The sequence below is a fragment of the Actinoplanes sp. NPDC051859 genome (assembly GCF_044452725.1).
GTDB lineage: Bacteria > Actinomycetota > Actinomycetes > Mycobacteriales > Micromonosporaceae > Actinoplanes.
On the sequence record NZ_JBITBX010000001.1, the window covers coordinates 635678 to 649876 of the forward strand.

Below are 14199 nucleotides of genomic sequence, written 5' to 3' on the forward strand. Positions count from 1 at the left end.
CCGCACCTTAGAGTCGGCGAATGAGACAAGGGGGACTGGTCCGGCTCGACCGCGGCACCGAGGTGGTCGTCGGTGACGACTCGCCGATCCGCTACCAGCTGGCCTCGGTGAGCAAACAGTTCACCGCGGCGGCCCTGCTGCTGCTCGCCCAGGACGGCCGGATCGACCTGGCGGACCCGCTGGACCGTTGGATTCCCGGCTGGCCCGGCGTCACCCTGCACCACCTGCTGGCGCACACCTCCGGCATCGGGCATTGGGCGGACTACCCGATGATCGACCTGGCGGCGCGGATGGAACCCGCCGAGCTGGTCGAAACGTTCCGCTCGGTGCCGCCGCTGACGGCACCCGGCGCGGCGTGGCGCTACAGCAGTCCGGCGTATGTGCTGGCAGCGCAGGTCGTGGAGCGGGTTGCCGACACGGCGTACGCGACGTTTCTGGCGGGTCGGATCTTCGAGCCCGCCGGGTTGACCGCGACGTTCGCCGGCCCGCCCGGCGCCCGCCCCGACGTCGCCGCGGGCCACGACAAACACGGCGAGCCGCTGCCGTCCTGGAACCTGGACGTGGTCGGCATGGGCGCCGGCGACGTCTGGTCCACCACCGGCGACATGACCCGCTGGATGAGCAACCTGGCGGCCGGCGACCTGCTGCGCGAGCCGTGGCGCACGCTGATGCTCACCGAACGCGCCGCCACCGGACAACCCGACGACCACTCCCGCGGCTATGGCTACGGCTGGTACGTCGGCACGTACGCGGGCGAACCGTGGTTCCACCACAGTGGACACAACGCCGGCTACATCACCTTCGCCGCGAGCCTGCCGGAATCGGACCGTCGCCTCGTCCTGCTCACCAACAACGAGGCGATGGGCATGCCCGACATTTTCGCCCTGCTACGAAGTCTGCTTTAGAGCGTCACCGTCTCGCCCGTGGTGGCGCTGTGCCGGGCCGCATCCAGGACTGCCATGTTCCGGACCGCGTCCTGCGGGTCGACGGGCAGTGGGCCCTCGCCCCGCACCGCCGCGGCAAACGCGGGATAGAAGGCGTCCCAACAGCCCCGCTCGCTGCGGACCGGTGCCCCCGTCGCGCCGCGGTAGAGGCGCCCCCACGCGTGCTCCGGCTCGACACCCCACCGGTCGCCGAGCGTGGCGGGCGACCGGCCGGCCTTCAGCAACGCCTCCTGACCGTCGATGCCGTCGACGATGTAGGTGCCCGTCGTGCCGGTGACGCGGAAGCGCGGCCCTGGCGCTGCCTGGCGCCAACTGCCCCACAGGTGCGACTCGACGCCGCTCGCGTGGTGCAGGGCCACGAAGACGTCGCTGTCGAGGCCGCCGTCGGCGCGCAGTTCGGCGTACACCCGCTCGGTCGGGCCGAACAGCAAGTGCGCCTGGTCGACCAGGTGCGCACCGAAGTCGAGCAGGGTGCCGCCGCCCGCGGCCGGGGGCTGCCGCTCCGGCGACCAGCGCTCGAAGCGCGACTCGAAGCGGCGGATCTCGCCGAGCGTGCCCTCGCCGATCAGGCGCTGCGCGGTCCGGAAGTCGGCGTCATAGCGGCGGTTCTGGTAGACGCTGAGCAGCACGCCCCGCGCTGCCGCCCGGTCGGTGACCTCCCGGGCCGTCGCCGCGTCCAGGGCGAACGGCTTGTCGACCACCACGGGCAGCCCCCGGTTGATCGCCTCGCGCGCCAGATCGGCGTGCGTCGCCGCCGGCGTCGAGATCGTCACGGCCTGCACCCCGGCGGCGGCCAGGTCGGCGATCGAGTCGTACGCCGGCACCCCGGGGTAGGTCTCGGCCAGCTCCGCGCGCCGCTCGGCGGACCGGGTCACCACACCCGCGAACTCGACGCCCGCCGCCGACGCCAGCAGGGGGGCGTGGAAGATGCGCCCGCCCGAGCCGTACCCGACCAGGCCGATCCTCGTAGTCATGGACCGGATCCTACAAAGCCCTGCCCAGGTCAACCATGACGAACAGCACCCCACCGACGGTGAACGATCACCAAACGTGAGGGCTTGGTGTCGGATGGTTGACGGCCGCCCACATCGCGTCGATCGGCGAGCAAGTATGGCGCCATGGAGCCCGCACAGCTGGACCGCACCCCGTTCGCGGATCTCGACCGCATGCCCCCCGACCTGCTCGCCAAGCTCGTGGCGGCCCTCGAGGAGATGTCCCGGCACCCCGAGATCCGCCGCGTCCGGCACGCCGCCTGGCAGGCCCTGCGCCCCGCCCCCGGCCAGCGCCTGCTCGACGCCGGCTGCGGCGCCGGCGACGTGGCCCGCGAGCTCGCCGCCGCCGTCGCCCCCGACGGCGAAGTGGTGGCCCTCGACCACTCCGAGGGCACCCTCGCCGCGGCCCGCGCCCGGCACACCGAAGGTGACATCACCTACGTGACCGGCGACGTCGGCGCGCTCGACTTCGACGACGAAACCTTCGACGGCGTCTGGTGCGAACGCGTCCTGCAACACGTCGCCGACGCCGACGCCGCCATCGGCGAACTGGCCCGGGTGACCCGCACCGGCGGCCGCGTCTGCCTCCTCGACACCGACTGGGCGTCGCTGGCCTTCGACGGCGTCGAGGAGGTCCTGGCCGACACGGTGATCGACCACATGCACGAGCGGCTCACGCACCACCAGCTCGACATGGGCCGCACCCTGCGCCGCCGCCTGCTCGACCACGGCCTCACCGAGGTCACCGCCACCCCGGTGACCTGCTTCTTCGGCGACCCGACCTCGGCCGCTGTGGTGCTCCCCATGGTCAACCCCGAGGTGGCCGAGGAGACCTGGACCACCCCGGCCGGCCTGCGCACCGAATGGTTCGAGCAGGTGGAGGCCGCCGGCGAACGCGGCGACTTCCTCGCCGTCCTCACCATCTGGGTGGCCGCCGGTACCGTCTGACCCCATGGAGATCAGCACAGCGGACTGGACGATCGGGAAGCGCCCGGTCTCCGTCGCCGCGGGCAGCGTCCTCGGCACCAGGTACAGCGCCAACTACCACGTTGCCCACCTTGATCCCGTACGCCCGCTCGCCGTCGTCGCGGACGGCATGGGCGACGGGCCGGGCAGTACCGCCGCCGGTCGCACCGCCGTCGACGTCTTCGCCGCGCAGCCAGACCTGGGCAGTCCGGCGGCTCTGCGCGCTGCGGTCGCCGCGGTGCAGAAAGCCGTACGCGCCGCCGGCCGGGGTCAACCCGACCTGACCGGCTGCACCCTCACCGCCTTCGTCGGCGCCGAGTCCAGCCCCGAGTCCAGCGGTGACGACAGCGCGGCGTGGCTGGTGCAGCTCGGCGACTCCCGGGCCTACCGCCTCCGGGACGGCCTGCTCGAACTGCTCACCACCGACCACACGGCCGCCTGGCTCGGCCTCCTCAACGGCTGGTACGCCGCGGACTCGCCCCAGGCCCGGTCGGCGCGTTATCGGCTGACCCGCTATGCCGGCCACCCCCAGGCTCCCGAACCGGACGTCATCAACGTGAGCCTGCGCCCCGGCGACCGCTACCTGCTCTGCACGGACGGCGTCTCCGACGAACTCGGCGACCATCGCCTCACCCAACTCCTGCACCACACCCCTGCCCTGGCAGACCTCCTCAGCGAGGCCTCGACCGGCGCCGACAACGCCACCGCCGTACTCCTCGACGTGCGCTAGGCAGCGCAGCACGCACCCCAAGATCCTCGCGCAGGCGGCCACTCGAGGTTGAACCCGGCGTGAACAGCTCAGGAGTCGGGAGGAGAGCGAGCGGTTACTGGTCTGCGCGGCGGAAGTGCTGGCGTTTGCGGTCGTCGCGGAGGACGTAGCCGAGGCGGGCGAGTTCGGTGCGGAGCTCGCGCACGTCCCGGTCGTCGTGCTTGTCGAGCGCTCTCTGGCGGGCCGCGAACAATGCTTCCGCTTCGGCCGGGACCTGCGGGAGACCGGGCACCCAGCGACGGTATTCCTCGGCGTACGGGTCCTGGTCGTGCCAGGCGGTGCCGAAGAGGGCGGCGAGGCGGCGAGCGCCGACGAGGAACGGTTCGCGGGCGACTTCGCGGCCGGTGCGGTCGAGCAGGACCAGGTGGTCACGGTCGCGGTAGGCGGTGGTGATGTCGGCGCGGGGGACTGTGCGGTGGACGCCGGGGCGGGTCAGCACCACCTCGGTGCCGGCGACGCGGACGGTCAGGGCTTCCCGGTCGATGTAGAAGGCGAAGATCAGTCCGAGGCCGGCGCCGACGACCAGGGCCCCGATGGTTGCCTGCGGTTCGCCGAGCCGTTCGACCTGACGTAACAGGCTGCGAAACGGTGCGAACGGGATGCGCAGGATCCAGTCCAGCAGGTAATGGATCAGCCAGCCGAGTCCCGCACCGGCGGCTGGCACGCCGAGCCAGACTGCGACGCGCAGCGAAGCCGGTGTCGCAACAGTTCTCTCCTCGATCACGGCTAGATCCTGCCGGACCGGACAACTGCGGCGACACCGGCTTTAGTCGATGCTGGCGTAACTAAAGTCAGGGCACGACGACCATGGCGTCCAGCAGGCGGCCGAGCGGGATGCTGGCGAAGCCCACCCGGACGTCGCTGGCCCCGTACGGCAGCCACAGCCGGCCGCCGTGGAGCAGTCCGCCGCAGGAGTAGACGACGTTGGGGACGTACCCTTCGCGTTCGATGTCGTCGGGGTCGAGCAAACCGTGCGGGAGGTCGGCGATGACCCGTTCGGGGTGTTCGAGGTCGAGCATCATCGCGCCGATGACGTAGCGGCGCATGGGGCCGACGCCGTGGGTGAGGACGAGCCAGCCGGCGTCGGTCTCGATCGGGGAGCCGCAGTTGCCGACCTGGATGAGGTCCCAGCCGCGGTGGGGCATCAGCAGCGGGGTGGCCTGCTGCCACTGGTTGGACTCGTCGCGTTCGCTGAGGCCGAGCGTTTCGCCGTCGGAGCGGCACAGGGCGAGGTGGCGCCCGTTGACCGGTCTCGGGAACAGAGCGACACCTTTGTTGCGGGCTGCGGGGCCGCGCAGGGCGGTGACCTCGAAGTGCCGCAGGTCGCGGGTGTGCAGCATGCGCCCGCCGATCTGCCGCCCGTCGTACGCCGTGTACGTGGCCTGGTACGCCGTGCGCCCGTCGTCCTCGACGACCTGCACGAACCGCGCGTCCTCCATGCCGTTGCTTTCGGCGGGTGTGGCGGGCCAGAGGATGCGCTGGTGCAGCGGCACGGTGGCCGGGAAGGCGACCGCGTAGTCGGTGGCGACGAGTTCGCGGAGGGTGGCGAGGGTTTCGCCGGCGGTGGGCCGGGACAGCAGTTCGCCGGGGAGGTGGGCAAGGACGTCTTCGAACTCTTCGTCGTCGTAGCGTTCGGGCAGGGAGCCGAGGACGCTGCAGGTGAGCTCGTTGTCGAGGTCCAGTTCGGCGAGGCCGGCGGCGAGCAGGTCACGCTGGTGGCGCGCGCCGGTCCGCTCGCCGATCATCAGCGGGCCTTCGCGGCTTTCCATCCGGATGGCCTCGTGGGGGCCGAGAATCGCCGAGCAGAAGCCGATGGACGAGATGTGGCCCTCGCCGATCTGGCGGAGGCTGATGGCGACCCGGAGCTGGCCGGGTCCGAGCCCGCTCTGGTCCGGGTGCGGGACGATCGACGGGTTGCAGAGGGCGGCCGCTTCCACCGCGAACTCGTGGCTGAAGTACGCGCCGATCAGCGTACGCGCGTTGGGTGAGAGCTCGACGTCCGGCGGCACGCGGTGGTGGACCACCTCGTAGTGGTGCTGGAAGGTGTGCAGCAGGTCGTGGTGCCGGCCGGCGAACCGGGTGAGCACGTCGTCGACGAGCCGGCCGATCTCGTCCTCGTCGAGCTGGAGAACGCGATCGATGATCAGGGAGGCGCGGTTCTGGCCGAGCTGCGCGTCCTCGCCGGGAACGAACAGCTTGATGACCACGCGCCGCCCGTCGGGCTGCATGGTGATCGTGTGGCGCTGGACGAGGGAGGTGGTCTGCACTTCGTGCGGTTCGAGGGTCGCGGTCACGCTGGGCCACCTGAAGGTCGGGTCGCGCCCCGGCCGGCCCACGTGCGGGCGTGCTGCAACGTGGCGACGAGCGCGAGAGTGGATTCGGCACCTTGGTTCAGGTTAGGCCCATCTGCGGTCAGTCCGTCATATCCTCCGCCAGTTTGGGGGTCGTACATGACGCTTCCGGTGTCGTTGTCGCCGAGGAACCAGCTGATCGCGGCGAGCAGGGGAGCGTCCCAGGCGTCGTCGCCGGTGACCGCCGCGGCGGTGGCGCAGGCGTCGGCGACCGCGGCGGCTTCGATGGGCTGCTGGTCGAAGCGGTGCCGGTCGAGGCCCGGTGACCAGCCGCCGACCGGCACGAGCGACAGGTGCCCGTCGTGGTCCTGCATGCGGCACAGCCAGCCGAGCATGCGCAGCCCGTCGGCGAGGAGCGGTTCGTCGCCCAGCAGATCCCCCGCATGGATCAAAACCTCGGGCAGGGCCGGATTTGCGTACGTGAGTTCGCGTTCCGGCCACACCCAGCTCGGGTCCCGCCCGGGCAGTCCGATCACGGTGGCGGCGTCGGCGAGCAGTTGTGCCGCCTCTCCGGCCCGCGGGTCGGCGCGGAGGACCTCGGCGGCGCCCAACCCGGCGAAGGCCATCGCGCGTGCCCAGGGTGAGCGCTGTTGGGCGGCCACGGAGAAGGCTTCGCGTGCTTCTCGGCGTACCCAAGGAATGGTGCTGCGGGCCGCGGCCGTGCCCAAACCCCAGAGCGCGCGCCCCCACCAGTCGCCGATGTCGGGCTCGTCGAGCCAGCGACGCTCGTAGGACAGCCGGTTGCGGACCCGGCCGTCCGGTGCGGTGGCGTGGGTGACGAAGGCAAGGTAGCGCTCGGCCAGCGTGATGACGTGCGCGCCGGGCTGCGGTTCGCGGCTGGCGACGACCAGGCCGCGGGCGACGTCGTCGACGCAGTAGCCGTGTTCGCGCCGCACGATCGCGTTGCGGGCGTGTTCGAGCAGCCCGGTGTCGTCGGAGAGGCGCAGCAGGTGGGACCAGTTCGGTGCGGGTGCGTCGAGCAGGTGCAGGGGCGGCGGAACCAGCCGCAGGGAGACGCTCACGCGGGTACCGAGGTGGCGATGGCGGGTCGGCGGTCGGCCAGCAGCCGGCCGGCCAGGCTCTGGTAGCGCGCGGCCACGGCGGGCCAACGCAGTGTCGGTCCACCGGCGAGCCCGGTGAGGTGGTTCGTGGCGTCGGGAGCGGCCAGCAGGTGCCGGATGCCGGCGGCCATCGCCTCGGGGTCCTGGTGGGGCACGAGCAGGCCGGGGCCGTCGGCGAGCAGTTCGACGGCGTGCGGGAACTCGGTGGCGACGACGGGCACGCCGGCGCCGACGGCCTCGATGAGCACGCCGGAGGTCACCTGTTCCGTCGAGTCGTACGGCAGCACCACCACGTCGGCGGAGCGGATCAGTCGGCTGAGTGCGCCCTGGTCGAGGTAGACGTCCTCCCACCGGACTTGTTTGTCCACGCCGAGCTCGCCGGCCAGGTCCTTGAGCGAGTCCCGGTACCGGTCGCCCTGGTGTTCGAGCACTTTGGGGTGGGTACGGCCGGCAACGGTGTACACCGGGGCCGGGTCGAGGTCGCCGAGCCGGGCCAGGGCGCGCAGTGCCCACTCGATGCCTTTGCCCGGGCCGAGCAGTCCCCACGTCAGCAGGTGCGGGACGTCGAGGGTTTCGCGGGGTGCGCTGGAGTGGCTACCGGCGCCGTGGGGGATGACGGTGACCTTGCGCGGGTCGACGCGGTAGCCGGCGGTGAGTCGTTGCCGGGCGGTGTCGGTCATGGTCACGACGGCGTCGGCGGCGGCGACGATGCGTTCGAGGACCGAGCGTTGCATCGGCGACGGGGTGCTGAGCACGGTGTGCAGCACGACAATCTTCGGAATCTTCACCGCGCGCAGCAGGGGCAGCACCTCGTCGCCGTCGGTGCCGGGGTAGATGCCGTACTCGTGTTGCACGATCGCGACGTCGTAGCGGTTCATCGCGTTGGCGGCGGCGGTCCAGCCGCCGGGCGTGTCGGTGTGCCACGTGTGCGCCACCCGCGGCGCGGAGCGGTCGACTTCCAGGCCGCCGCCCGCCGCGTCTGCAGAGAGGAGGCGGATGACCCCGTTGCCCGGTGCGCCCCCGGTGAGGTGGGTCGCGAGCGCCGCATTGAAGGTCGCCAAACCGCATTGCGTCGGGGGATAGGTGCTCAGGAAGCCGTAGGTGGCGGGCATGACAGGCCCTTTCTGCTCAGGTTGCTGCCTCCCCGCAGCACGGACCGGACGCACTAATACTTTTTCTCCGCGATTCGCAGGAAATTCGGCATTTTGGTAATAAGACGTTAACAAAAACGTCCTATTCAGCAGACCAATTCGCGGTAAATCGCCAGGTAGTCGTCGACCATCCGGTCCGCGCCGTACCGGCTGCGGGCACGCGCCCGGCAGGCGGCCCGGTCCAGCAAGTCGATGCGCGCCACGGCTGCGACAGCGTCATCGACGCCGTCGACCAGCCGCCCGGTGAGACCCTCGTCGACCACTTCCGGCATGGAACCGCGGGGGTACGCGATCACAGGCGTCCCACAAATCATCGACTCCACCACGGACAACCCGAACGGCTCCGCGAACGTGATCGGGTGCAGCAGCGCCGCACTGCCACCCAGCACGCGCGCGCGGTCCTGGGGACCCACCGAGCCCAGGTACACCACCGCGTCCCCGTCGACATGCGGTTCGACCTGCTCGCGGAAGTACTGCTCGTCCTGCACGATCCCGCAGAGTGTGAGCCGGCGCCCAGCCCGCCGCGCGATCTCGATGGCCGCGTGCGTGCCCTTGTCCGGATGGATTCGCCCGAAGCAGACCAGTCCTTCGCCGCCGTCCGCGGTGAACGGCAACTCGTCCAGATCGACGCCGTGATAGACGGTGCCGACATAGTCCAGGTCGGGCGACCGGTCCGCATCAGAGATAGAGACGAAAGAAGAGCGTGCCCTTCGGTACGCGGGCAGAATGTTGCGCCCCGAAAACCCGTGGATCGTCGTCAGCATCGGCGCCCGGCAGTGCCCGGAAAACGCCAACGGCAGCCAGTCCAGGTGGTTGTGCACCAGGTCGAAGTCGCCCGAGCGCTCCAGGGCGTACCCGACGTGCAGAGCCTCCCAGACCCGGCCGTCGATGTCGGGGTCTTCCTCGTAACCCCGGCTCACGACGCCGTCCAGGGTGGCCTTGGTGACCGAGTCCAGCGTGGCGAACAGGGTGACGTCGACGCCCCGGGCGGTCAGTCCCTCGGCTAGCAGGCTGGTGACCAGCTCCCACGGCCCGTAGTGGACGGGCGGCGTGCGCCACGCGATCGGTCCCAGCAGCGCCACCCTCATGTGGCTCAGTATGCGAGCGGATCGGGGGTTTCGCCGGTGGTTCCCGTGTTAAACCAGGGACCATGGACAACCCCTGGTGGCACCGAGCCGTCGTGTATCAGATCTACCCGCGCAGCTTCGCCGACGCGGACGGCGACGGCATGGGCGACCTGCGGGGCATCATCGCCCGCCTGGACCACATCGCCGCACTGGGCGTCGACGTCATCTGGTTGTCGCCGATCTGCACGTCCCCGCAGGACGACAACGGTTACGACATCAGCGACTACCAGGACATCGACCCGCTGTTCGGCACCCTGGCCGACTTCGACGAGCTGCTTGCCGCCGTCCACGACCGCGGCATGCGGCTGGTCATGGACCTGGTCGTGAACCATTCCTCGGACGAACACGCCTGGTTCCAGCAGAGCCGCGCAGCCCTGAACAGCCCGAAACGCGACTGGTACTGGTGGCGTCCCGCCCGCGCGGGCATGGAACCCGGCACGCCCGGCGCCGAACCCAACAACTGGGGTTCGGTGTTCGGCGGCTCCGCCTGGGAGTACGACCCGGCGACCGGCGAGTACTACCTGCACATCTTCAGCCGCAAGCAGCCCGACCTCAACTGGGAGAATTCCGAGGTCCGCGAGGCGGTCTACGCGATGATGAACTGGTGGCTCGACCGGGGCGTGGACGGCTTCCGGATGGACGTCATCGACCACATCTCGAAGGACACGAGCCTGCCCGACGGCGCGGTGCCGCAAGGCTCGCTCTACGGCGTCGGCGCCCCGCACTACATGAACGGCCCGCGCAACCACGAGTTCCTGCACGAGATGCACGAGCGCGTCTTCGCCGGCCGTGAACCGCTGCTGACCGTCGCCGAGATGCCCGGCGTCACCATCGACGAGGCGATCCGCTACACCGACCCGGCCCGGCGTGAAGTCGACATGGTCTTCCAGTTCGAGCACGTCTTCGTCGACCGCGGACCCGACCCGTGGCTGCTCTATCCGTTGCGGCTGCCCGTGTTGAAGGGCATCCTCGGGCGCTGGCAGGCCGGGCTCGCCGACGTCGGCTGGAACAGTCTCTACTGGAACAACCACGACCAGCCCCGGGTGGTGTCACGCTACGGCGACGACTCGCCCGAGTTCCGGGTCCGGTCGGCCAAAATGCTCGGCGCGATCCTGCACCTGCACCGCGGCACGCCGTACGTGTACCAGGGCGAGGAACTCGGCATGACGAACGCGCCGTTCGCGTCCATCGCCGACTTCCGCGACATCGAAGCGCTCGGGCACTTCGCCCAGGCAACCGAGCACGAGGGGCACGCGCCCGAGGACGTGCTGACCGTGCTGCGGGCGCGCGGCCGGGACAACGCCCGCACGCCGATGCAGTGGGACGACTCGCCACAGGCCGGCTTCACCAGCGGCACGCCGTGGCTCGCCGTGAACCCCAACTACACCGACATCAACGCCGCCGCGGCGGCCGCCGACCCCGACTCGGTCTACCACTTCTACCGCAAGCTCATCGCGCTCCGGCACGAAGAACCCGTCGTCGTGTACGGCGACTTCACCATGCTGCTCCCCGACCACGAGCAGCTGTACGCCTTCACCCGCCGCCACGACGACGTCGAACTGCTGGTGATCGGCAACTTCTCGGGGGAGCGGGTGCGGGCCGACCTCCCGAGCGCCGAGGCATGGGCCGGAGCGGAACTGGTGGTGAGCAACGCACCGGCACCGACCGACTTCGACCTCGAACCCTGGCAGGTGGTGATCTACCGCCGCCGGGCATGATCCGGCGTGGGCCGGGGTACCTGCGCAGTCATGAGCAGCGATGTCGCGTACCGCCCCGGCCCGGTGCACCACTCGTGGTGGACGCTGGTCCCCTTCGGCGTCGCGGTCGCGGCCGCCGCGCTGATCGGCGGACTGGGCGTGTCTGGCACCTCCGCCGAATACCAAAGCCTCAACCAGCCTGCCTGGGCGCCGCCGTCCTGGCTGTTCGGCCCGGTCTGGACCGTCCTCTACGCCATGATCGCCGTCGCGGGCTGGCTGGTCTGGCGGCAGACCGGCTGGACCCCGGCGATGTCCGCGTACGCGGTACAGCTCGTCCTCAACGCGGTCTGGACACCGATCTTCTTCGGCTTCGGCCAGTACGGCCTGGCGCTGGTCGACATCGTCGCGATGTGGGTGATGATCGGCGTGACCGTGTGGCTGTTCCGCCCGGTCTCCCGCCTCGCCGCGGGCCTGCTGCTGCCCTACTGGGCGTGGGTGACCTTCGCGACCGCCCTGAACACGGCCATCTGGTCGGCCAACTGAGACGGACCTTCAGCGCTGGGCGGCCAACCAGGCGGCGACCTGGGACCGCGACGTGAAACCCAGCTTGCTGAGGATGTTCTCCACGTGGCCCTCGGCCGTGCGCTGCGCCACCACCAGCCGCGCGGCGATCTCCCGGTTCGTCATCCCCTCGGCGACGAGCGCCGCCACCTCCCGCTCCCGCCGGGTCAACCCCAGACCGGCCAGCTCCGGCCCGGGCCAGCCGACGGCCCGGTCGGCGCCAGCATCCAGGCTGCCGGCTTCGGCGTCGCGGGCCGGGCCAGCGCCCGCCGACCGACCGGCTTCGGCGTTGCGGCCGGTAGTCCGGGCCGCCGGGTCGGCTTCGCCGCGCGGGGCAGGGATGCGGTCCAGGGCCAGCGCCATGGCCTCGGGGCCGGTCAAGGTCTTGCCGTGTCGGAAGGCCGCCTCGAACGACCGGTCGCCGAGTCGGTCGCGAAGCTGAGACATGGCTTCGTCATGGAAATCGCGCATGCTGCGGAACGACGACAGGGACGCCTGCATGGCCCGCCACATGCGATCCGACGCGCCCAGCAGCTGTGCGGCCCGCTGGTCTCGGCGTTCGCTGCCGGCCACCCAGCCCAACGCCTCCAGCGACAATCCGACCGTGAACTGCTCGTCCTCGACAACCGTGCCGATCTCCAGGCTTTCCCGGGCGGCCGCGGTGGCACCCGGGTGATCCCCGGCCCGCCAGCGCAAGACGCTCAGCGCCCACAGCGCGAACGAGCGCCACCAAACCTCGCCGTGCGACTCCGCGAGGTCGCGGCAGGCCAGCAGGTCGGCGTAGCCGTCGGCGGGGGAGGGCGACGACAACCCGCGGGCGAGACCCAGGACGGCGAGACACCACAGTTCACCGGCGTGGACGTCGAGCGTACGGAAGCCGGAAAGCGCAGTTTCGAACAGCGGAAGGGCCGCCGCATGGTCTCCCGCGAACATGGCGATGTTGCCCTCGACCACCGGGATGAAAGCGTCCTCCGGCGACGGGGGCAGCGTGGCCGCCAGATCCTTCGCTTCAGCCAGCAACGCCGACGCGCGCGACTGGTCGCCCTGCACGCAGGCGATCCAGGCGGCAACGCGCAACGCCCGCGCGCGGGTCCAGTGCTGTGGCGGGGGCAGCGCGAGGGCACGCTCCAGCCAGTGCCGACCCTCGGACAGGAACCCGCGGACGAACCAGTGGTTCTGCAGGTCGGCCGCGAACCGCAGGGCCACCTCGGGCGGGGCGGCCGTGACCGCGTGTTCGAGGGCGACCCGGAGATTGGCCTGCTCGTGGCGGGACCGCCGCATGAGTGCGGCCTGGTCCGGGCTGGCCCAGTGCACGTCGCCGTAGTGCGCGATGTCGGCGAACCATGCGCAGTGCCGCCGCGCCACCTCCGGTTGTTCCCCGTCCGCGATGAGCCGGGTGGCGCCGTACTCGCGGACCACCTCGAGCATCCGGTAGCGCGCCCGCGGGCCGTCGCCGACCCGGAACAGCACCGACTTGTCCACCAACGAGGCGACCAGGTCGAGGATCGATTCGCTCGTCAGGGGCGGAAAAGCGCAGATCTGCTCGGCGGCGTCCAACTCGAACCCGCCGGAGAAGACCGACAGCCGAGCCCAGAGCCGCCGCTCCGACTCCGTGCACAGGTCCCAACTCCAGTCGACGAGCGCACGCAGAGTCTGCTGCCGGGCCGGGGCGTTGCGCGCGCCGGAGGTCAGCAGGCGGTAGCGGTCCGTCAACCGGTCGAGGATCTCCGCCAACGTCAGCACCCGCAGCCGTGCCACCGCCAGCTCGATCGCCAGCGGCACGCCCTCGAGCGCCTGGACCAGTGCCGTGATGGTGGCGCAGTTTGCCTCCGTGACCGCGAAGTCCGGCTGCACAGCGGTCGCCCGCTCCACGAGCAAGCTCGCCGCCTCGTACCGGGCCAGGTCGGCGGGCGTGCAGGTCAGGTCCGCCGCCGGCACCGACAGCGGCTGCACGGTCAGGGTTGCCTCGCCGGTGATCCGTAGCGCCTGCCGGCTGGTGATGACAATCCGCAGGTACGGGCACGCGCGCAGCAATGTCGCCACCAGGTCCGCGCAGGCGGAAACCAGGTGCTCGCAGTTGTCCAGGATGAGCAGCGCGTGCCGGTCCGCGAGGAAAGCCGACAATCCCGGGGCGTCCGGGCGTACGGCTTCCTCGCGGATGCCCAACGCCTCGGCAACCGTGACCGCCAGCAGGTCGGGGTCGCGCAGCTCGGCCAGCTCGGTGAGCCACACCCCGTCGCGGAACGCGCGGCGCAGCTCCAGGCCGGCGTGCTGAGCCAGCCGGGTCTTGCCGACTCCGCCCGCACCGGTCAGGGTGACCAGCCGGCTGGTGCTGAGCATCCGCCGCAGGCCCGTCAGCTCGTGCCGCCGGCCCACGAAGCTGGTCACCTCGGCGGGTAGGTTGCCCCGCGATTTGGGTGGGCTCGTGGCGGTGCTCATAGGTGCACGTTAGTGCGCGATCGCGGGCTGTGGAGAGTGCCGTCGACCGGGGACACCGGGGAACTACCCGGGTGATACCCGAATCCGTGGACGCGGGTACTTTTCCCGGTGCCGCGGCGCCGCTGGTGGATCAGCATGGGA

General features: G+C 70.9%; 12 protein-coding genes. 5 read left to right on the forward strand and 7 right to left on the reverse strand.

Annotation, left to right across the window (positions count from 1 at the left end; genetic code table 11):
- Nucleotides 1–20: 20 nt before the first annotated feature.
- Complete coding sequence (locus ACIA1L_RS02890; protein WP_396070765.1) at nt 21–905, forward strand: serine hydrolase domain-containing protein; 885 nt, start codon at nt 21–23, stop codon at nt 903–905.
- Here ACIA1L_RS02890 and ACIA1L_RS02895 read toward each other — a convergent pair.
- Complete coding sequence (locus ACIA1L_RS02895) at nt 902–1918, reverse strand: Gfo/Idh/MocA family oxidoreductase (RefSeq protein WP_396070766.1); 1017 nt, start codon at nt 1916–1918, stop codon at nt 902–904. The genes ACIA1L_RS02890 and ACIA1L_RS02895 overlap by 4 nt on opposite strands.
- Before the next feature lie 144 nt (nt 1919–2062).
- On the opposite strand from ACIA1L_RS02895, the gene ACIA1L_RS02900 reads away from it, so the two are divergent.
- Together ACIA1L_RS02900 and ACIA1L_RS02905 are read left to right on the forward strand one after the other, a co-directional pair.
- Nucleotides 2063–2884: a methyltransferase domain-containing protein gene (locus ACIA1L_RS02900; RefSeq protein WP_396070767.1), complete on the forward strand. Its 822-nt coding sequence runs from the start codon at nt 2063–2065 to the stop codon at nt 2882–2884.
- 4 nt (nt 2885–2888) lie between these two features.
- Nucleotides 2889–3632 (forward strand): PP2C family protein-serine/threonine phosphatase, encoded by a 744-nt coding sequence (locus tag ACIA1L_RS02905; protein ID WP_396070768.1) that lies wholly within the window; start codon nt 2889–2891, stop codon nt 3630–3632.
- 94 nt (nt 3633–3726) lie between these two features.
- Here the strand turns inward: ACIA1L_RS02905 and ACIA1L_RS02910 are convergent, their stop codons facing one another.
- The 5 genes from ACIA1L_RS02910 to ACIA1L_RS02930 form a co-directional block, all read right to left on the reverse strand.
- On the reverse strand, nt 3727–4395 hold the full coding sequence (locus tag ACIA1L_RS02910) for a hypothetical protein (RefSeq protein ID WP_396070769.1): 669 nt from the start codon (nt 4393–4395) through the stop codon (nt 3727–3729).
- A gap of 67 nt (nt 4396–4462) precedes the next feature.
- Complete coding sequence (locus tag ACIA1L_RS02915; protein WP_396070770.1) at nt 4463–5965, reverse strand: glycoside hydrolase family 130 protein; 1503 nt, start codon at nt 5963–5965, stop codon at nt 4463–4465.
- The gene (locus ACIA1L_RS02920) at nt 5962–7044 is read right to left on the reverse strand and encodes a glycosyltransferase (RefSeq protein ID WP_396070771.1); all 1083 of its coding nucleotides are present in this window, start codon (nt 7042–7044) and stop codon (nt 5962–5964) included. The genes ACIA1L_RS02915 and ACIA1L_RS02920 overlap by 4 nt, the downstream gene beginning before the upstream one ends.
- Nucleotides 7041–8195, reverse strand: a complete 1155-nt coding sequence (locus tag ACIA1L_RS02925; protein ID WP_396070772.1) for a glycosyltransferase — start codon at nt 8193–8195, stop codon at nt 7041–7043. Before ACIA1L_RS02925 ends, ACIA1L_RS02920 begins: the two co-directional genes overlap by 4 nt.
- 125 nt (nt 8196–8320) lie before the next feature.
- On the reverse strand, nt 8321–9322 hold the full coding sequence (locus ACIA1L_RS02930) for a glycosyltransferase family 4 protein (RefSeq protein WP_396070773.1): 1002 nt from the start codon (nt 9320–9322) through the stop codon (nt 8321–8323).
- Nucleotides 9323–9384: 62 nt separating this feature from the next.
- Between ACIA1L_RS02930 and ACIA1L_RS02935 the strand changes: the two genes are divergently transcribed.
- Together ACIA1L_RS02935 and ACIA1L_RS02940 are read left to right on the forward strand one after the other, a co-directional pair.
- The gene (locus tag ACIA1L_RS02935; RefSeq protein ID WP_396070774.1) at nt 9385–11079 is read left to right on the forward strand and encodes an alpha-glucosidase; all 1695 of its coding nucleotides are present in this window, start codon (nt 9385–9387) and stop codon (nt 11077–11079) included.
- Nucleotides 11080–11109: 30 nt separating this feature from the next.
- Nucleotides 11110–11601: a TspO/MBR family protein gene (locus ACIA1L_RS02940; RefSeq protein WP_396070775.1), complete on the forward strand. Its 492-nt coding sequence runs from the start codon at nt 11110–11112 to the stop codon at nt 11599–11601.
- Nucleotides 11602–11610: 9 nt separating this feature from the next.
- Here ACIA1L_RS02940 and ACIA1L_RS02945 read toward each other — a convergent pair whose 3' ends face one another.
- Nucleotides 11611–14058, reverse strand: a complete 2448-nt coding sequence (locus ACIA1L_RS02945) for an ATP-binding protein (protein ID WP_396070776.1) — start codon at nt 14056–14058, stop codon at nt 11611–11613.
- Nucleotides 14059–14199 lie beyond the last annotated feature (141 nt).

Excerpts from the sequence above, each read along its gene's own strand:
- ACIA1L_RS02940 (WP_396070775.1), top strand. The coding sequence starts at position 11,110 with ATGAGCAGCGATGTCGCGTACCGCCCCGGCCCGGTGCACCACTCGTGG.
- ACIA1L_RS02945 (WP_396070776.1), bottom strand. The coding sequence starts at position 14,058 with ATGAGCACCGCCACGAGCCCACCCAAATCGCGGGGCAACCTACCCGCC.
- ACIA1L_RS02900 (WP_396070767.1), top strand. The coding sequence starts at position 2,063 with ATGGAGCCCGCACAGCTGGACCGCACCCCGTTCGCGGATCTCGACCGC.
- ACIA1L_RS02930 (WP_396070773.1), bottom strand. The coding sequence starts at position 9,322 with ATGAGGGTGGCGCTGCTGGGACCGATCGCGTGGCGCACGCCGCCCGTC.
- ACIA1L_RS02935 (WP_396070774.1), top strand. The coding sequence starts at position 9,385 with ATGGACAACCCCTGGTGGCACCGAGCCGTCGTGTATCAGATCTACCCG.
- ACIA1L_RS02925 (WP_396070772.1), bottom strand. The coding sequence starts at position 8,195 with ATGCCCGCCACCTACGGCTTCCTGAGCACCTATCCCCCGACGCAATGC.
- ACIA1L_RS02890 (WP_396070765.1), top strand. The coding sequence starts at position 21 with ATGAGACAAGGGGGACTGGTCCGGCTCGACCGCGGCACCGAGGTGGTC.
- ACIA1L_RS02895 (WP_396070766.1), bottom strand. The coding sequence starts at position 1,918 with ATGACTACGAGGATCGGCCTGGTCGGGTACGGCTCGGGCGGGCGCATC.
- ACIA1L_RS02905 (WP_396070768.1), top strand. The coding sequence starts at position 2,889 with ATGGAGATCAGCACAGCGGACTGGACGATCGGGAAGCGCCCGGTCTCC.